The organism is Azospirillum sp. B2RO_4 (assembly GCF_051124815.1).
In the GTDB taxonomy this organism is placed as follows: domain Bacteria; phylum Pseudomonadota; class Alphaproteobacteria; order Azospirillales; family Azospirillaceae; genus Azospirillum.
The window spans coordinates 114,726-132,870 of the sequence record NZ_CP118488.1 but is presented as its reverse complement, the minus strand read 5'-3'; the positions used below and the strand labels follow the sequence as shown (position 1 = coordinate 132,870).

18 protein-coding genes are annotated in these 18,145 nt (G+C 70.8%); 5 read left to right on the top strand and 13 right to left on the bottom strand.

Translation table 11 applies throughout. From position 1 onward, the window contains the following. Positions 1-28 precede the first annotated feature (28 nt). The 5 genes from PWS46_RS21485 (at position 29) to xdhC (ending at position 6,575) form a co-directional block, all read left to right on the top strand. Complete coding sequence (locus PWS46_RS21485) at positions 29-700, top strand: hypothetical protein (RefSeq protein ID WP_434623384.1); 672 nt, start codon at positions 29-31, stop codon at positions 698-700. 108 nt (positions 701-808) lie between these two features. Beyond that, positions 809-1,486, top strand: a complete 678-nt coding sequence (locus PWS46_RS21480) for a hypothetical protein (RefSeq protein ID WP_434623383.1) — start codon at positions 809-811, stop codon at positions 1,484-1,486. Between the two features lie 217 nt (positions 1,487-1,703). After that, the gene (xdhA, locus tag PWS46_RS21475) at positions 1,704-3,176 is read left to right on the top strand and encodes a xanthine dehydrogenase small subunit (RefSeq protein ID WP_434623382.1); all 1,473 of its coding nucleotides are present in this window, start codon (positions 1,704-1,706) and stop codon (positions 3,174-3,176) included. Beyond that, entirely contained in the window at positions 3,169-5,679 is a 2,511-nt protein-coding gene (gene xdhB / locus PWS46_RS21470; protein WP_434623381.1) for a xanthine dehydrogenase molybdopterin binding subunit, read from the top strand. The genes xdhA and xdhB overlap by 8 nt, the downstream gene beginning before the upstream one ends. Next, on the top strand, positions 5,676-6,575 hold the full coding sequence (xdhC, locus tag PWS46_RS21465) for a xanthine dehydrogenase accessory protein XdhC (protein ID WP_434623380.1): 900 nt from the start codon (positions 5,676-5,678) through the stop codon (positions 6,573-6,575). Before xdhB ends, xdhC begins: the two co-directional genes overlap by 4 nt. Positions 6,576-6,624: 49 nt before the next feature. Here the strand turns inward: xdhC and PWS46_RS21460 are convergent, their stop codons facing one another. The 13 genes from PWS46_RS21460 to amaB all read right to left on the bottom strand — a co-directional run bounded on the left by PWS46_RS21460 (position 6,625) and on the right by amaB (position 18,136). After that, entirely contained in the window at positions 6,625-7,464 is an 840-nt protein-coding gene (locus tag PWS46_RS21460) for a F0F1 ATP synthase subunit gamma (protein ID WP_434623379.1), read from the bottom strand. Beyond that, positions 7,461-9,002, bottom strand: a complete 1,542-nt coding sequence (locus PWS46_RS21455) for a F0F1 ATP synthase subunit alpha (RefSeq protein WP_434623378.1) — start codon at positions 9,000-9,002, stop codon at positions 7,461-7,463. Before PWS46_RS21455 ends, PWS46_RS21460 begins: the two co-directional genes overlap by 4 nt. Further along, on the bottom strand, positions 8,965-9,738 hold the full coding sequence (locus PWS46_RS21450) for a F0F1 ATP synthase subunit delta (protein WP_434623377.1): 774 nt from the start codon (positions 9,736-9,738) through the stop codon (positions 8,965-8,967). The genes PWS46_RS21455 and PWS46_RS21450 overlap by 38 nt, the downstream gene beginning before the upstream one ends. 23 nt (positions 9,739-9,761) lie before the next feature. Next, positions 9,762-10,001 carry a F0F1 ATP synthase subunit C gene (locus PWS46_RS21445; protein ID WP_012977203.1) on the bottom strand — a complete coding sequence of 80 codons (240 nt, stop codon included), beginning with the start codon at positions 9,999-10,001 and terminating at the stop codon, positions 9,762-9,764. 5 nt (positions 10,002-10,006) lie between these two features. After that, positions 10,007-10,681, bottom strand: coding sequence for a F0F1 ATP synthase subunit A (locus PWS46_RS21440; protein WP_434623376.1), 675 nt, complete (start codon positions 10,679-10,681; stop codon positions 10,007-10,009). Further along, positions 10,678-10,968, bottom strand: a complete 291-nt coding sequence (locus PWS46_RS21435; protein WP_434623375.1) for an N-ATPase subunit AtpR — start codon at positions 10,966-10,968, stop codon at positions 10,678-10,680. Before PWS46_RS21435 ends, PWS46_RS21440 begins: the two co-directional genes overlap by 4 nt. Position 10,969: 1 nt before the next feature. Further along, positions 10,970-11,248: an AtpZ/AtpI family protein gene (locus PWS46_RS21430; protein ID WP_434623374.1), complete on the bottom strand. Its 279-nt coding sequence runs from the start codon at positions 11,246-11,248 to the stop codon at positions 10,970-10,972. Further along, positions 11,245-11,694, bottom strand: coding sequence for a F0F1 ATP synthase subunit epsilon (locus tag PWS46_RS21425; protein WP_434623373.1), 450 nt, complete (start codon positions 11,692-11,694; stop codon positions 11,245-11,247). The genes PWS46_RS21430 and PWS46_RS21425 overlap by 4 nt, the downstream gene beginning before the upstream one ends. A gap of 65 nt (positions 11,695-11,759) precedes the next feature. Continuing rightward, positions 11,760-13,223: a F0F1 ATP synthase subunit beta gene (gene atpD / locus PWS46_RS21420; RefSeq protein WP_434623372.1), complete on the bottom strand. Its 1,464-nt coding sequence runs from the start codon at positions 13,221-13,223 to the stop codon at positions 11,760-11,762. A 267-nt stretch (positions 13,224-13,490) separates the two neighbouring features. Next, positions 13,491-14,372, bottom strand: coding sequence for an OmpA/MotB family protein (locus PWS46_RS21415; RefSeq protein ID WP_434623371.1), 882 nt, complete (start codon positions 14,370-14,372; stop codon positions 13,491-13,493). Next, a complete protein-coding gene (locus PWS46_RS21410; protein ID WP_434623370.1) occupies positions 14,359-15,198 on the bottom strand; it encodes a motility protein A in 840 nt (279 codons plus the stop codon). Before PWS46_RS21410 ends, PWS46_RS21415 begins: the two co-directional genes overlap by 14 nt. A gap of 95 nt (positions 15,199-15,293) precedes the next feature. Further along, positions 15,294-16,541, bottom strand: a complete 1,248-nt coding sequence (locus PWS46_RS21405; protein WP_434623369.1) for a hypothetical protein — start codon at positions 16,539-16,541, stop codon at positions 15,294-15,296. A 98-nt stretch (positions 16,542-16,639) separates the two neighbouring features. Beyond that, entirely contained in the window at positions 16,640-18,136 is a 1,497-nt protein-coding gene (gene amaB / locus PWS46_RS21400) for an L-piperidine-6-carboxylate dehydrogenase (RefSeq protein ID WP_434623368.1), read from the bottom strand. Between the last annotated feature and the right edge of the window lie 9 nt (positions 18,137-18,145).

Here is an 18,145-nt window from a genome sequence, read left to right as displayed (position 1 = left end):
CTCCGTCGTCAGGGAGGAGGGCTCGGCCATGGACATCGACATCAGCTTTGCGGAGGCCATGCTGCGCCGCGGCGCCGGCCTGCTGGAAGCGGAAGCGGAGGCCGCGGGCACCGATCCCTTCGCCGTGCTGGCCCGGCTGCTGGCCGCCGCCGCGGCAACCGACGCCCCGCTGGTGGTGCTGAGCGAAGGCGGCAGCCACCCCGCTTTGTTCGACGAGGCCAACCGCCGCGCCGTGGAGCCGCTGACCGCCCGCCTCGCCGGCCTCGCCGCCACCCGGCAGGGCGAGCGCGCTACGATGTACGAGTTCGACGGCACCGGCCCGCTGACCGGCAACCGCATCGTCGCCGCCCTGCTGCGGCCGGAGGACCGGCCCGACCTGCTGCATGTCTACATCGCCGTCGGCCGCCTGCGTGGGGGCGAGGCGCAGATCACCGTGCCGCCGGCCCTGCTGCGTTTCGACGCCGCGGCGCTGGGGCAGACGCTGGGGTTGCTGGGCGACGCCGTATCGCGCAGCGCGAACGCCGCCACCGCGGCGCTGGCCCACGCCGCCGCCATCCTGCCGATGGAGGGCCATGAGGAAGGCGGCATGCCGGCGGCCCTGCTGGACCTCTATTGGCATGCGCTGACGCTGGCGTCGGTGCGCACCGCCGGCGGCGCCGGCGAGGGGCTGGCCGGGATGACGCCGGAGGGGAATGCGTAGGGGCGGCGAGGGCGGTCCCCGCTCCCGCTTTTGCACAAAATCCACCAACCAAGGAACAAAATCCCATAACCTCTCCGCAAATGTCCTTTCACCTTGCGGAGCGACGCCATGGCCCTCGACAGCCGTACCCTTCAGAACGACCATTTCCCCCTCTGGGCCGAAGAGCCGCCGGTGCCCTCCGAAGGCTCGCTGGTCCCCGGATCGCAGTTTCATGAGGAGCAATGGGTCATGGCTGCCGGCATGCTGGCGCGCGGCAGCAGCTTCCTCTATGTCGCCCGCGCCATGGGCTGCAGCCGCACCACCCTGTGGCGGGCCTATTACGGCTCCAAGGATTTCCGTCACAGGGTTTGGTGGGAGCGGCAGGCCCTGAGCCGCGAGGCCGACCTGCGCCTCTCCTCGCTGCGCAGTCTGGTCGTCGAGCAGATCGAGCGGCTGGTCTCCTCCGGCGATCCGTCGACCGTGCGCTGGCTGGCCGACCGGCTCGGTATCCTCGACGGGCTTGCCGCCCAACCGGCTCAACAGCCGCAAACCCGGCAGCCGTCGGAAGACCCATCCGCCGACCCGTCCGCCGACATCGCCCCCGAACTCGACGACGACAGCATCCCCGGCGCCTTCCGGGAACGCACCGCGCCCGATCCCCGCGCCGTTGCCGCGATCCTCGCCCGCCCGGAAGCGGCGGGGCCGAAGGGGGTCTATCCCTGGACCCTCAACCCCGACGACCCCTATCCCACCCTCGGTTCGGCGCTGGAACGTCAGGGCGGAAAGGCTGCCTTCCGCCGTCTGTGAGGTGGGCGGACCGTCAGACAGGATGGAACATCCGCCGCAAACTGTTTCACGCTGTTCCACCTCCCCGCCGGACGCGATTCATCACAGCTCAGGAGGTCCGCGCCCCGCCGCTCTTTTGCAAATCGTTTGAAACTCTTTCCCCTGCTGCCGATCTGGTGACAGAGTCGACGTCGGTGAAATACTGCGTCACATCGTCACCAGTTCATCGGGAGCAGCCATGCGCCAGCGCCTCCGCTTCTACCTCGGCGACGAGCTTCGGGAGATCGACGCGGTCGATCCCACCCTGACGGTGCTCGACTGGCTGCGGCTGTCGGAACGGCGTGTCGGCACCAAGGAAGGCTGTGCCGAGGGCGATTGCGGCGCCTGCACCGTGGTGGTCGGCCGGCTCGACGGCGAAACCCTGCGCTACGAGGCGGTGAACGCCTGCATCCGCTTCCTCGCCACGCTGGACGGCTGCCGGCTGTTGACGGTGGAGCATCTGAAGGGGCCGGACGGTACGCTGCATCCGGTGCAGCAGGCGATGGTCGATTGCCACGGCTCGCAGTGCGGCTTCTGCACGCCCGGCTTCGTCATGTCGCTGCTGGCGCTCTATCTGAACGAGGAGCGGCCCGATGGCCAGCGGATCGACGACGCGCTTGCCGGCAACCTGTGCCGCTGCACCGGCTACGAGCCGATCGTCCGCGCCGCCCACGCCATGTACGGCATCGGCGACCGCGCCACCGACCGCTTCGCCGACCGCGTGGCGATGGCGGAGAAGCTGAAGGCCTTGCGCGACGAGGAAATCCTCAGCGTCGGGGCCGGCGGGCGGCGGTTCCTGGCGCCGGCCACCGTGCCGCAACTGGCGCAGCTTCTGCTCGACAACCCGGGCGCCACCATCGTGGCCGGCGCCACCGATGTCGGGCTGTGGGTGACCAAGTTCCAGCGCGTGCTGGCGACCGTGATTTACACCGGCCGGGTCCGCTCCTTGCGGCGGATCGAGGATCGCGGCGACGCGCTGGTGATCGGCGCCGGCGTCACCTACAGCGACGCGGCGGACCGGATCGCCGCGCTCTATCCCGATTTCGGCGAGCTGATCCGCCGCATCGGGGCGGAGCAGGTGCGCAACATGGGCAGCATCGGCGGCAACATCGCCAACGGCTCCCCCATCGGCGACACGCCGCCGGCCCTGATCGCCTGTGGCGCCACCCTGCGGCTGCGGCGCGGCGACGACACCCGCGAACTGCCGCTGGAGGATTTCTTCATCGAATACGGCAAGCAGGACCGCCGCGAGGGCGAGTTCGTCGAGGCGGTGATCCTGCCCAAGCCGGCGGTGGGGGAGCGGTTCCGTGCCTACAAGATCGCCAAGCGCTTCGACCAGGACATCTCCGCCGTCTGCGGCGCCTTCCGCCTGACGCTGGACGGCGAGGGGCGGGTGGCCGACATCCGCATCGCCTTCGGCGGCATGGCCGGCACGCCGAAACGGGCGGCCGGGGCGGAAGCGGTGCTGCTGGGCCGCCATTGGACCGAGGACAGCGTTCGCCAGGCCATGGAGGCGCTGGCGGACGATTACGCGCCGCTGTCGGACTGGCGGGCCAGCGCGGCCTATCGCTCCACCGTGGCCGCGAATTTGCTGATGAAGCTGTATGTCGAGACCAGCGACCCGGCGGCGGAGACCCGTCTGGTCGGCGACCGGAGGCTAGCCCATGCCTGATTCAATGGCGCCTGACGTCACGACCCCCATCGCACCCGTCAGCACCCCGGAGCGCATCCAGGGTGCCGTCCACGACCCGCGCCGGCACGAGAGCGCGCACAAGCATGTCAGCGGCGAGGCGGTCTATCTCGACGACATCGCCGAGCCGGCCGGGCTGCTGCACGTTTATCTGGGCCTCAGCAGCCGGGCGCATGCGAGCATCCGCTCCATCGACCTGTCTCCGGTCAGGCAGGCGCCGGGCGTGGTGGCGGTCTTCACCGCCGAGGACGTGCCGGGGGTGAACGACATCGGCTGCATGGGCAAGCATGACGAGCCGCTCTTCGCCTCCACTCTGGTCGAGCATGTCGGCCAGCCGATCTTCGCCGTCGCCGCCGAAACCCGCGATCAGGCCCGCCGCGCCGCGAAACTGGCGGTGATCGAGTATGAGGATTTGCCTGCCGTCCTGACCATCGCCGACGCCCGCGACGGCGAGCGGACGCTGGTCACCGCGCCGATGACGCTGCGGGTCGGCGACGCCGACACGGCGCTGGCTGAAGCTGCAAACCGGGTGGAGGGCAGGCTCGCCATCGGCGGGCAGGAGCATTTCTATCTGGAAAGCCAGATCGCCATGGCGGTGCCGGGCGAGGACCAGGAGGTGCTGATCCATGTCTCCACCCAGCACCCGACGGAAGTGCAGCACATCGTCGCCCATGTGCTGGACCTGCCCAGCGCCGCGGTGACGGTGGAGGTGCGGCGGATGGGCGGCGGCTTCGGCGGCAAGGAGACGCAGTCGAACCTGTTCGCCGCCTGCACCGCGCTGGTCGCCAAGCGCACCGGCCGCGCCGCCAAGCTGCGCCCCGACCGCGACGACGATTTCCAGATCACCGGCAAGCGCCATGACTTCGAGATCGATTACCGCGTCGGCTTTGACGGCAGCGGGCTGATCCGGGGCGTCGACATGCTGTTCGCGGCCAAGGCCGGCTATGCCGCCGACCTGTCGGGGCCGGTGACCGACCGCGCGCTTTTCCATGCCGACAACGGCTATTTCTATCCGGCGGCGCGGCTGGAATCGCTGCCGCTGAAGACCAACACGGTGTCCAACACCGCCTTCCGCGGCTTCGGCGGCCCGCAGGGCATGGTCGCGGCCGAACGGCTGATCGACGAGATCGCCTTCGCCCTGGGCAAGGACCCGCTGGAGATCCGCAAGCGGAACTTCTACGGCACCGACCCCGAGAAGGACGACCGCAACCTGACTCCCTACCATCAGACCGTCACCGACAACATCCTGCCCGAACTGGTGGCGCAGCTGGAGGAAAGCAGCGGATATTGGCAGCGGCGGGAGGAAATCCGCGCCTTCAACGCCGGCAGCCGCATTCTGCGCAAGGGGCTGGCGCTGACGCCGGTGAAGTTCGGCATCTCCTTCACCGCCAGCCATTACAATCAGGCCGGCGCCCTGGTCCATGTCTACACCGACGGCAGCATCCAGCTGAACCATGGCGGGATCGAGATGGGGCAGGGGCTCTACACCAAGGTCGCCCAGGTGGTGGCGGAGGAGTTCCAGGTCGACATCGCCACCATCCGCCCGACCGCCACCAACACCGGCAAGGTGCCCAACACCTCGGCCACCGCGGCGTCGTCCGGCTCCGACCTGAACGGCAAGGCGGCGCAGGCGGCGGCCCGCACCATCAGGGAGCGGCTGGTCGCCTTCGCCGCGTCCCATTGGGGCGTGGCGCCCGACGCGGTGCGGTTCCAGCGCAACCGGGTGCTGGTCGGCGACCGCGACATGAGCTTCGCCGATCTGGTGCGCGCGGCCTATATGGCGCGGGTGCAGCTGTCGGCCACGGGTTTCTACAAGACGCCGAAGATCCATTGGGACCGCGCGGCCGGGCGCGGCACGCCCTTCTATTACTTCGCCTATGGCGCCGCCTGCGCCGAGGTGACGGTGGACACGCTGACGGGCGAGTATGTCGTCGACCGGGTGGACATCCTGCATGATTGCGGCCGCTCGCTGAATCCGGCCATCGACCGGGGGCAGATCGAGGGCGGATTCGTCCAGGGCATGGGCTGGCTGACCATGGAGGAGCTGTGGTGGGACGCGCAGGGCCGCCTGCGCACCCACGCGCCCAGCACCTACAAGATCCCGGCCTGCTCCGACCGTCCGCGCATCTTCAACGTCGCGCTGCTGGAGAATGCGCCGAACCGCGAGGACACCATCTTCCGCTCCAAGGCGGTGGGTGAGCCGCCCTTCATGCTGGGCATGTCGGTGCTCCACGCTCTGTCCGACGCGGTGGCGAGCGTGGCTGGGCATCGATTCTGCCCGAGGCTGGATGCGCCGGCCACGCCGGAGCGGGTGCTGGGCTGCATCGCGGCCTTGCGGGAGCGGGCGGCGGCTTCCCCCCACCCCAACCCTCCCCCGCTGGGCGGGGGAGGGGGACAGGACCTTTGCGGGAGTGCGGCGGAGTTCCCTCCCCCGCCCAGCGGGGGAGGGTCAGGGAGGGGGCAAGCAGACCCCTCCCGACAATGACATCCCTCTCCAGCACACTCTCCACTTGGTTGTCCCAGGGCGCCCCCGCCATCCTCGTCACCGTCGGCGAGGCGCGCGGCTCCACCCCGCGCGAGGTGGGCGCCGGCATGCTGGTCGGGCGGGAGGTATGCGCCGGCACTGTCGGTGGCGGTCGACTGGAATGGACCGCCATCGCCGCCGCGCGGCGCATGCTGGAGGACGGCAGTGAGGCCGAGACGCTGGACCTTCCGCTGGGGCCGGCGACCGGGCAGTGCTGCGGTGGCCATGTCGTGCTGCGGCTGGAGTGGGCCGGTGCCGGGACGCTCGCCGCCTTGCAGGAGCGGGAGCGCCGGGCGATGGAGGCGCGTCCGACCCTGCTGCTGTTCGGAGCCGGCCATGTCGGGCGCGCCATGGCGGCGGCCTTCTCCCCGCTGCCGCTGCGCCTGCTGTGGATCGACGGCCGGGCGCAGGAGTTTCCCGAAACGATCCCGGCGGGGGTGGAGCGCATCCTGACCGACAGCCCGCTCGACCCGCTGGCGAACGCGCCGGCCGGGGCCGGCTATCTGGTGCTGACCCACAGCCACGCGCTGGATTTCGAAATCGCCGAGGCGGCCCTGCGCCGGGGCGATGCCGCCTATGTCGGCATGATCGGCTCGGCGACCAAGCGGGCGAAGTTCGAGCGCTGGTTCCGGGCGCGCGGGCGGGACGTGGAGGCGCTCGACGGGCTGACCTGTCCCATCGGCGCCGATCTCGTCGGCGACAAGCGTCCCGAGGTGATCGCGGCCCTCGTCGCGGCGGAACTGCTGGTGGCCTTCGCGAAGCTCTCCCAAATCTCCCTCTCCCCCCGGGGAGAGGGTCGGGGTGAGGGGGATGCATGGCGAGGATCCTTTCGGCTGCGCCGAACCCCCTCATCCTAACCTTCTCCCCAGGGGGGAGAAGGGACTTTGGCGGGAAAGGGCACCCCTCTCACCCCATCGCCTCGGCCCCCGACACCAGCTCGATCAGTTCATTCGTGACCTGTTCCTGGCGAAGATGGCGCGCCGTGGCGGTCAGCTCGTCGAGCGTGGTTTCGATGTTGTGGCGGGCAGTCATCATGGTGGTCAGGCGGGCGGCATTCTCCGCGGCGAAGCTTTCCATCGCGGCATCGGCCAGCAGGGCGAAGACATACTCGTCCACCAGCCGGGCGATCAACTCGCGCGGCGGCATGTTGATCAGCGGCGGCACCGGCCGGGCACCGTCGCGCGGCAGGCCGAGCGGCAGCAGCGGGCGGCGCACCACTTCCGGCGGCGCGCCGGCGTTGGTGCGGCCATAGAGCAGTTCCACCCGGCCCAGCCGTCCGTCCGCCGCGGCGCGATAGAGTGCGTCGGCGATGCGCCGGGCGGTCGCGGTGACGGCGTCGGTGTTGGTCGCCATCGCCGCGCTCCAGGCCGGCGGCCGGCCGCGCTCGTCCAGCAGGGCCGCGCCGCGCTGTCCCACCACCCACAACGCACAGCCGGGCGGGGCGGTCAGCGCCATCTCGACCAGCCGTTCGGCGAAGGCGCCGACGAAACCGTGTTCCGGGGTGAACAGCACCCAGGCGGTATGGCCGCGCCCGTTCACCGGCCACTGCGCCGGGGCGTCGTCCAGAAGTGTGGCGGCCTGGGCCAGCGCCCCGGCGATCACCTCGGCATAGGCACGGGTACCGGACAGCGTACCGAGCGCCTGCTGCAGCCGCATGGCGGCGAGTGAGCGCATGACGTCGGTCACCGCCCCCAGATCCTGCACGCTGGCCTTCCGCGCCTCAACCTCCGTCAGCCGCTCGGTCATGGCGTAACTCCGGGCGTCTCTCCGCCAAGGCCCGCTGCCGCCTGGGCGATCAGGTCGCGCAATGCCGTCTTGGTCGCGTCGTCAAGCTTTTCGCCGATCTTCGGCGGGCGGGCATCGGCCAGGGTGGCGAGTGCCGCCTGGAAGCGCGGAATCGCCTCCAGCGGGAGGCCGTCCAGCGTGCCGTCGGCCAGCGCCAGCAACTGCGCCGCCTGGACCGCCAGCGGCCGGGGCGACAGATGGCGCTGTGCCAGCAGGGCCCGCATGCGCTGGCCATGCGCCACCGCCTTGCGCGTCCGCTCGTCCACCAGTCCGCCGAAGCGGGTGAAGACCTCCAGTTCCAGGAACTGGGCGTAATCGAGCCGCAACGGTTCGGCCAGCGTGCGCAGCACCGGCGGCTGCGCCTTGCCGCCGACGCGCGACACGCTGCGGCCGATATCCACCGCCGGCTTCTGCCCCTCGTAGAACAGCTTGGCGTCGAGGCAGACCTGCCCGTCGGTGATGGAGATCAGGTTGGTCGGGATGTAGGCCGACAGGTTGCCGCTCTGGGTCTCGGCGATGGGCAAGGCGGTCAGCGACCCGCCGCCCTTGGCCGCGGTCAGCTTGGCCGCCCGTTCCAGCAGGCGGCTGTGCAGATAGAAGACGTCGCCCGGATAGGCCTCCCGTCCCGGCGGGCGGCGCAGCAGGAGGGAGATTTGGCGGTGGACCGCCGCATGCTTGGTCAGGTCGTCGACGATGACCAGGGCATGCCGGCCGCTGTCGCGGAAATATTCGGCCATGGTGAAGCCGGCATAGGGCGCCAGCCATTGCAGGCCGGGGGCGGAATCGGCGGCGGCGATGACGAACAGGGTGCGCGCCGCCGCGCCGCCCTGGCGCACCGCCTCGATCGCCGCCCGCACGCCCGACGCCTTCTGGCCGATGGCGACATAGACGCAATACACGTCGCCGTCCGTCTGGTTGAGGATGGCGTCCACCGCGATGGCGGTCTTGCCGGTGGCGCGGTCGCCGATCAGCAGCTCGCGCTGGCCGCGGCCGAGCGGGAACATGGCGTCAATGACCACGGTGCCGGTCAGCAGCGGTTCGGACACCGCCGCGCGCTCGGCGATGGTGGGGGCGGGACGCTCCACCGGTTCCCACCCTTCGGCCTCCACCGGCGGGCCGTCGTCGAGTGGGTTGCCGAGCGGGTCGACCACCCGGCCCATCAGCTTGTCGCCGACCGGGACGCGCAGCACGGTCCCAGTGCCGTGGACGGTGCCGCCGGCCGTCACCTGCGTGGCATCGCCCAGCAAAACGCAGCCGATCTGCTCGTCCAGATCCATGGCGAGCCCGACGCCGCCGCCGGGGAACAGCAAAAGCTCGTCCACCCGGACGTCGGGCAGGCCGGAGACATGGGCGATGCCGTCGCCGACCGATTCCACCCGCCCGACCGATTCCAGCCGCGCAGCCGTATCCAGCCCGTCCAGCCGGCGCAGCGCGCCCGGCATCCAGGCGTCTAGCGCGTCCTCAAGCGAGGGCGTCGGCATCGCTTCTTGCGGAGTCATGACGGGTCATCTCCTCCTTCGCCTCGGCCAGCGTCTGTTTCCAGCTGCGGCGGACGACGCTGTGGGCAAAGTGCAGTTCCACTCCGGCGATCAGCGACGGGTCCTCGACCGGTTCCAGCGCGACCGGCCGGCCGAGCGCCGCCGCCAGCCGGTCGCGCGCGTGGGCGGTGTCGTCTTCGGACAGTGGACCGGCGGCGGCAAGGCGCACCGGCACCGGATCGCTCCCGTCGGCGAGCGTTTGGCGCTGGGGACCGCTCAGGGACTCCACCGCAGCGCAGGCCTCGTCCAGCAGTGGACGGGTCAGGGTGCCGGACGGGGCGTCGCGCAGAAGCCGGGTCGCCAGTTGCGTTCCGAGATCGGCGGCATGGCGCTGCAGCGCATCCAGCGCCTGCGCCCGTTCGTCGGCCAGTCGGCTGCGGGCCTCCTCCAGCGCGTGGTCGGCCTCGGCCCGCGCCTTGTCCAGCAAGGCGGCGCGTTCGGCCTCGGCTTCGGCGCGGGCGGCGGCGATCAGGCGGTCGCGTTCGGCGGGCAGGGCGGTGCGCTGCGCCTCCAGGGTTTGACGCGCCGTTTCGGCGGCCTGGCGCGCGGCCTCGGCCTCGGTGCGGACGCGCTCGGTTGCGGCCTGCCGCTCGGCGATCACCGCCAGGATCGGGCGGTAGAGGAAGCGGCGCAGCAGCCAGACCAGGATCAAAAAATTGACCGCCTGGAGCAGAAGCGTCCAACCGTCGATGTGCATGACGGACCTCGGGGTTGCGGCGCTCAGGCGAACGGGTTGGCGAACAGCAGAAGCAGCGCCACGACGAGGCAGTAGATCGCCATGGTCTCGATCATCGCCAGACCGACGAACAGGGTGCGCGACAGGGTGTTGGCGGCTTCCGGCTGGCGGGCGATGGCCTCCATCGCGGCGGCGACGGCGCGGCCTTCGGCCAGCGCCGGGCCGATGGCGCCGACCGACACGGCCAGTGCGGCGCCCAGGATGCTGATGGCATGGACGTCCATGATTCCTACCCTTTCTCGATTGTTCCGACGGCGCCGCCGATGAAGACCGCGGCAAGAATGGTGAAGATGTACGCCTGGACGAGACCCAGCAGCAGTTCCAGCGCCATCAGCGGCACCGGTACGAACAGGCCCGCCAGCGACAGCACGATGGCGATGACGAACTCCCCGCTCATCACGTTTCCGAACAGGCGGATCGACAGCGAGAAGGCGCGCGTCAGTTCCGACAGGATGTTCAGCGGCAGCAGCAGCGGGGTGGGGTGGGCGAAGCCCTTCAGATAGGCCCACAGGCCGCGGCGGCGGATGCCCAGCGCCTGCGAGGACAGCAGCACGACCAGCGCCAGCGCCATCGCCGTCTCCAGGAAGGCGGTCGGCGCCTTCATCCCCGGCACCAGCCCCGACAGGTTGGCGACCGCCAGATAGAGGAACAGCGTGCCCAGCAGCGGCAGGAAGGGGGTGGCATCGGTCTGCATCGTCTCGGCGATCTGCCGGCGCAGCGTCTCCACCACCAGTTCCAGCACGGTCTGGACCGGGCCGGGCCGCTCCACCCGCAGCCGCCGGGTCGCCAGCGCGGAGCCCAGCGTCATCACCACCATCAGTCCCCAGGTGGCGACGACGGGCAGCGTGATCGGGACCGGACCCAGCAGGAAGACCACCGGCGTCGTCAGCGGTGATTCGGTCATGGCGTCCCCTCCTGCGACCGCCTTTCCCGACGGACCACGATGCTGCGGGCCAGTTGGAAGCCGGCAAGCATCGCCAGCAGCGCCTCCGCCCCGCCCCAAACGGCGGCGATGGTGAATCCGGCAGTGGCGCCGGCCAGCCGCAGCAGATAGAGCGGCACCGCCCGGCGCACCCCGCCCAGCGCGTAGAGCCGCGCCGTCGCCGCCAGACCGCGGAAGAACAGGACGCCGAGTGCCAGACCGGCCAGAGCCCCGGCAATGATGGGGAGGAGATAAGGCGCGGTCGTCATGTCAGCGTTCCTGTTCGATGCGGTTCCAGGCGAGCCATCCGCCGAGCACCACGCCCGCGAACAGCAGCGCCGCCGTCCAGAAGATGCCGCCGCCGAAGCGCTCGTCGAGCCAGCGTCCGGCGAACAGGCCGGCCAGCGTCGGCACGATCACCAGCCAGCCCAGCGCCCCGATCAGGGCGAGATTGCGACCCATCGGCCGTTCGCCCTCGCGCAGCCAATGCTCCCGCCGTTCGCGTTGGCGGCGGACGCTGCCGGGAAGCGGATCCTGCTCATCGGTCATGGTGCTTCCTCCCCGCCGTCGGGGGTGGGGGCGAAGGGACCCGTCGGACGGCGATCCGGGCGCAGATAAGCCAGGATGTGGCGGATCGCGGCCAGATGCATGCGGCGGGCGCCGGACCGCGCCTCCCCCTCCTCCTCCACATTGCGGCGGAAGCGGGCCAGGACGTCGCGTTCCAGCGCGCGGAGGTCGTCGCCCGGCACCGCCTCGCGCGTCGCCACCGCGATCCGCGCACCGTCGCGGATGGTCAGCACCCCGCCGCGCACGGCGCAATGTCCCTCCCGCCCATCGGCACCGCGCCAGCTTATGACGGAAATCGCCAAGGCGGTCAGCAGGTCGGCATGGCCGGGCCAGATGCCGAAGGCGCCGCTGGCATCCTCCGCCCGCAGATGGCGGAGACCGGTGAGCTGGGCTGCGACGGAGGTCGGCGTGGTGATGATGAGCGACAACTCTCGCGTCCGCTTGAATCCCCTCTCCCCCCGGGGGGGAGAGGGGGATATCCCCGGATTCTCGTTCATCCTGCCCTCCCGGCGCTGTCGCGCTCGCGGACCTGATCCAGGGTGCCGGTCATGAAGAAGGCGCTTTCGGCCCAGTCGTCGCAGTCGCCGTCCAGGATGGCGCGGCAGCCCTTCAGTGTCTCTTCCAGCGGCACGCTGACGCCGGCATGGCCGGTGAAGGCCTCCGTCACCATGAAGGGCTGGGTCAGGAACCGCTGCAGGCGGCGGGCGCGGCGCACGGCCAGGCGGTCGGCGGCGCTCAGCTCCTCCATGCCCAAGAGCGCGATCACGTCCTGCAATTCGCGGTAATGGGCGATGGTCTTGCGCACGTCCTCCGCCAGCCGGTAATGCGCCTCCCCCACCACCAGCGGGTCGAGCAGGCTGGAGGTGGAACTCAGCGGGTCGACCGCCGGATACAGCCCCTCCGCCGCCATGGCGCGCGACAGCACGATGGAGCTGTCGAGATGGCTGAACAGCTCCGCCACCGCCGGATCGGTGAAGTCGTCGGCCGGGACATAGACCGCCTGGATTGCCGTCACCACCGCGCCGGGGGTGGAGGCCACCCGCTCCTCAAGCTCGGCGATCTCGCTGGCGAGCGTGGGCTGGTAGCCGACGCGCGACGGCAGGCGGCCCAGCAGGCCCGACACCTCGGCGCCGGCCTGGACGAAGCGGAAGACGTTGTCCATCAGCAGCAGCACGTCGCGCCGCTCCTCGTCGCGGAAATGCTCGGCGATGGTCAGCGCGGTCAGGCCGACGCGCCAGCGCGCGCCCGGCGGCTCGTTCATCTGGCCGAAGACCAGCGCGGTGCGGTCGAGCACGCCGGAGCGCTTCATCTCCTCCCACAATTCCTGCCCCTCGCGGGAGCGTTCGCCGATGCCGGCGAAGACGGAGATGCCGGTGTGGCGCTCCACCATCTTGCGGATCAACTCCATCACCAGCACGGTCTTGCCGACCCCGGCGCCGCCGAACATGGCGGCCTTGCCGCCACGGGCCATCGGGGCCAGCAGGTCGATGACCTTGATGCCGGTTTCCAACAGGTCGCGGCGCGGACTGCGGCGGGCGAGCGGCGGCGGGGCGCGGTGGATCGGCGCGCGCGGGGTGTCGGGCGGCAGTTCCGCCCCGTCGTCGCGCGCCAGTCCCATGACGTCGAGCAGCCGGCCCAGCACCGCGTCGCCCACCGGGGCGGTCAGCGGGCTGCCGGTGGAGCGTGCCGGCGTGCCGCGTCGCAGTCCGGAGGTGCCCTGCAGGGCGATTGCGCGCGCGGTGCGGGCGTCGAGATGGCTCTGCACCTCCGCCACCAGCCGTTCCGGGCCGTCCCACAGGATTTCCACCGCATCGAACAGCGGCGGCAGCGCCGCTTCGGGAAAGCGGAGGTCGATGACCGAGCCGCGGACGGCGACCACCTGCCCGGTGGCCGGACTCGTGGCGGCGGGGGCGGCAGGTTGGTCGGCGGACGATTGCGCGGAAGGCTGTGCGGACATGGTCACTCCAGCCGGTTGGGCGGGACGGGAACCGTGCGGAATGGTGGCGGCCACGGCAGTGCCGCGGGAAGAGGCCTCCCCGACCTTCCCCCGGCTGGCGGGGGAAGGGGCGCCGGGATGCCCCTGATTGGATGTTTCCACTGGGGAAACATCCGCCGGGGGCGGCGCCATCGGGGTGGAGGACAATACGTCAACCAGATCGACCACCAGATCTCAGCATAGTCCCCTTCGCCGCCTCGCTGCATTGCGTCAAATCAAACCCTGCCCCTATGGAATCGCTCTGACGGGGGCTTGGCCGGCCGGCAGGCCGTCGGCCCGGATGCTGATGGCGACGCGGCGGTTGCGGGCCAGCGATGCCGGGTCGCTGCCGGCGGACAGCGGCCGGGTGTCGGCATAGCCCACCGCCGACAGCCGGTCCGGGGGCAGGCCCAGCTCGATCAGGCGGCGGACCACGCTGGCCGCCCGGCCGCCCGACAGTTCCCAGTTGGAGGGGAAACGGCGGTTGCCGATCGGCGTGGAGTCGCTGTGCCCCTCCACCACCACCTCGCCGCGGGTCGCCGCCAGCGTCGGGGCCAGCCGGCGCAGCAGCCCGTCGCCGCCCGGTGTCAGGTCGGCCTGTCCGGGGGCGAAGAGGATGCCGTCGCCGATGACGATGCCGACCCGGTTCTGCCGCACGTCGACCGCCACGCTGGGCGGCACGCCCAGCTTCGCCAGGGCTTCGCGCCACCGTGCCGCGACCAGATCGGGGGCGGTCACCGCCACCTCGTCGTCGTCCAGGCGCGGGCGCGGGTCGGAGGGCTGGGTCGGCTCCGGCAGAGCGGGGTGGGGAACCACGGCCGGTTCGGGCTCGTCGAACAGGGGCGGGAGCGTCGCGGTGGTTTGGAGCGCGACGACGGGCGTTTCCGGCTGCGGCGTGGTCGGCAGCTGGTCCTTCAGCGTCGTGATCGCCAGCAGCATGACGAACACCGACAGCAGCAGCGTGACGAGGTCGGAGTAGCTGAGAAGCCATATCTCCTGGTCCTCATCAGCCGCTGCGGGCAGCAGGCCGCCGTTCGTTCCGAAATTGGTCGCCCAGGTGGGGGTGGCGAGGTCCTGCGCATCGTCCGGCGCCAGATCCCGGTCCCGCACCCCGTCGTCAGGAGGTGCCATGGAGTTCGTCCCCGCGCTCGCGCACGAACTCGGCGAGCGCCTCGGCGATGACCGTCGGCGAGCGGCCGAGCCGCACCAGGATGATGCCCTCCAGCAGCACGTTCAGCATCGCGACGCGCCGCGCGGTGCGCTGTTCCAGCTTGATGGCGATCGGTTTGAAGACGAGGTTGGCCAGCACCACGCCGTACAGCGTCGCCACCAGGGCCACCGACATGTGCTCGCCCACCTGCGAGATCGTCGCGGTGCCGAGCTGCGCCATCATGCCGATCAGCCCGACCAGCGTCGCCAGCAGCCCGAAGGCGGGCGCCAGACCGGCCAGGGTGCGGTACAGGCGCGACTGCACCGATTCCCGCTCGATCAGCTTCTGGATGCGCCAGTTCATCACATGGAGGATGTCGTTGACCGGCGTGCCGTCGGCGATCAGCTGCAACCCCAACCGCAGAAAGGGGCTGCCGGCCTTGGTCCCTTGCTCCTCCGCCCGCTGGATCTGACCGCGCTGGTAGAGGCGGGCGAAGGCCACCAGTTCCGCGATGTCGGGGGCGATGGACTCGTCGTCGCGGAAGATCGCGCGGAGCGAGGCCAGGGCAGTGCGAAGCTCGCTGGCCCGGAACGCCATCAAGGCGGCGACGGCGATGCCGCCGGCGATGATGACGGCACCGGTCGGGTTCCACAGCGCCTCCATCCCATGGCCGATGCCGATGTAGGACAGCAGTCCGAAGGCCCCGGCAAGCCCGAAAACGGTGGCGTTCAGCAGGCGGGGAGAGCGGGAGGTCGCCGGAGCGGGGACCGGCTTCGCGGATGATTGGCTGGGCGTTTGGACGGACATCCGACGCCTTCGTTGTTCGTTAGCATTTTAACTATTAGGAACCCGTAATGACCGGCTGTCAATCGCAGGGCGCGGATGCCTGCGCTGTGCGGCCGTCAGCCGCGCCCCAGCAGCCGGCCGAGCAGGCCAGGGTGCGGTGGGGGTGTGGGCTCCGCCGTTTCCGCGAGGGCCGGGGCGGCTTCTTCCTGTTCTTCGAGCTCCTCGGCGCCGGGGCGGGGCCGGGTCTCGGACAGGCGGTGGGGAGCCGCGGCGGCGGCATCGGCGGCGCGGCCCTGGAAAAGAGTGACTCCGGCGGCGCGCCCGGTGTCGAGCGCCATGGGCTCGTCGCAGCGCCACAGCACCAGCCGCCCGGCACCGAAGCGGGCGACCGCTGCGGAGAGTTTGTCGGCGGCCCCGGTGGCTCCGTGGATCCATTGAATCTTGATGAGGACGGGCTCCAGCCCGGCCGTATCGAGACTGTCGAGTGCCGCCAGCGGCACATGGTCCAGCGCCACGGCGAAGCCGGCGTCGCCAAGCCGTGCCGCCGCCTCGACCACCTGGGAGGGGGCGAGGGTGAGTTCCCAGCAGGGAAGCTCGGCGATGATCCGCCCGCGCATCTCCGTCGGGATGGCGCGGGCCAACTCTTCGAAGTTGTCGTCCAGTGCCGTCGCGGTGTGCAGATCGACGGTGAAGCGGCGGGGATCCTGGGCGCGGTCGCGGGCGATATGGCGCAACAGCCCGCGGTCGAGCCGCACCGCCACCTCGTGCCGCAGCCAGGAATCGCGCCGCAGCGATAGCGAGAGGCGGGATTCCAATTCCTCCAGAGACACCGCCAGTTCGGTGGCGACCACTAAGGCACGGTCGCCGTCGAAGGACCAGATCGGCTGCTCGCGGACGATGCTGTCGACATCGGCGCCGTGCAGCACCCGCTCCACCTCCAACAGATGGGCCAGCGCGGCGGTGGGGGCGCGTTCCGCCGCCTCGCGCAGGGCGCCGGTGGCGTCGTTGGGGAACAGGTCGGCGAACAGCCGCTCCATTTCCGTCGCCACGTCGTAGCGGGTGGCGTGGAACGTGCCGAAGCCGTGGGACAGCAGCATGCGGCCCAGCGCCTTCGCCCCGGCGTCGAGCAACGGGCCGGCATCGGCTGGCGCCAGGATCAGCAGGCGGGGACCGGCCAGCCGGAATACCTCGCGCGGCTGGCTGCCCAGCCAGCTTTGCAGATAATGGTCGAGAGTCATGGCGAAGCGGGGATCGCCGCCATGTTCGATCCCGCGCAGGTCGGACAGCAGGGCCGCCAGCGGTTCCGGCGCCGCCCGCAGGGCCTGCAGGCGTGCCAGAACCGTATGACCTGCCGCGTCCGCCATCGCTTCCCTCGGATTCACCTTTACTGCCGGAGTGTCGCGCCGGTCGAAGAGGGTCGCAAGGGGCGATGACGCCGCGGAGGCCGAGCCCCGGTCGTCGATCAGCCCATTATCTCGAACTTGATGCCCTGGGCCAGCGGCAGCGCGGAGGAGTAGTTCACCGTCGCGGTCTGGCGGCGCATGTAGGCCTTCCACGAATCCGACCCGGACTCGCGGCCGCCGCCGGTCTCCTTCTCGCCGCCGAAGGCGCCGCCGATCTCCGCACCGCTGGGGCCGATGTTGACGTTGGCGATGCCGCAGTCGGACCCGGCGGCCGACAGGAAGCGCTCCGTCTCACGGATGTCGGTGGAGAAGATGCAGGAGGACAGCCCCTGCGGCACCGCGTTCTGCAGCGCGATGGCCTCCTCCAGCGTGTCGTAGGTCAGGACATAGAGGATCGGCGCGAAGGTCTCGTGACGCACCACCTCGGTCTGGGCCGGCATCTCGACGATGGCCGGGGTGACGTAATAGGCGTTGGGGAAGCGGTCGGTCAGCGTGCGCTCGCCGCCGGTCACCATGCCGCCCTCGGCCTTCGCCGACTCCAGTGCGCGCTGCATCGCCTTGAAGGCGTCGGCATCCACCAGCGGACCCATCAGCACGCCGGTTTCCAGCGGGCTGCCGATGGAAACCGAGGCATAGGCCGCCTTCAGACGCGGCAGCAGCTGGTCCTTGACCGAGCGGTGGACGATCAGCCGGCGCAGCGTGGTGCAGCGCTGGCCGCAGGTGCCGACGGCGGAGAACAGGATGGCGCGCAGGGCCATGTCGAGGTCGGCCGACGGCGCCACGATCATGGCGTTGTTGCCGCCCAGTTCCAGGATCGAGCGGCCGAAGCGCTCCGCCACCACCTTGGCGACCTCGCGGCCCATGCGGGTCGAGCCGGTGGCCGAGACGATGGGGAAGCCCGGATGGGCGACCAGCGCCTCGCCGATCTCACGGCCGCCCTGCACCACCTGGGACAGGTTGGCCGGCGCGTCGCCGAAGCGGGCGACGGCGCGGTCGAAGATGACCTGACAGGCGGCGGCAGTCAGCGGGGTTTTCTCCGACGGCTTCCAGACGACCGGGTCGCCGCAGACCAGCGCCAGCGCCGCGTTCCACGACCACACCGCCACCGGGAAGTTGAAGGCGGAAATCACGAGGCAGGGGCCGGCCGGGTGCCAGGTCTCGCGCATGGAATGTCCCGGACGCTCCGACGCGATGGTCAGGCCGTAGAGCTGGCGCGACAGGCCGACGGCGAAGTCGCAGATGTCGATCATCTCCTGCACTTCGCCCAGGCCTTCCTGGTAGATCTTGCCGGCTTCCAGCGAAACCAGCCGGCCGAGATCCTCCTTGGCGGCGCGCAGCTCCTCGCCCAGCAGGCGGACCAGCTCGCCGCGGCGCGGAGCTGGCACGGAGCGCCACGCCTCGAAGGCGCGGGCGGCGTTGGCGACGATGTCCGACACCTGCGACGGCGCGGTCTCCGCCACCGTGGCAAGCGTGGCGCCGTCCACCGGCGACCGGGCGGTGAGACCGGCTTCGCTGGAGGTCAGGCCGAAACGGGAGAGGATGTCGCTGTGCTGCACCGGAGTGGC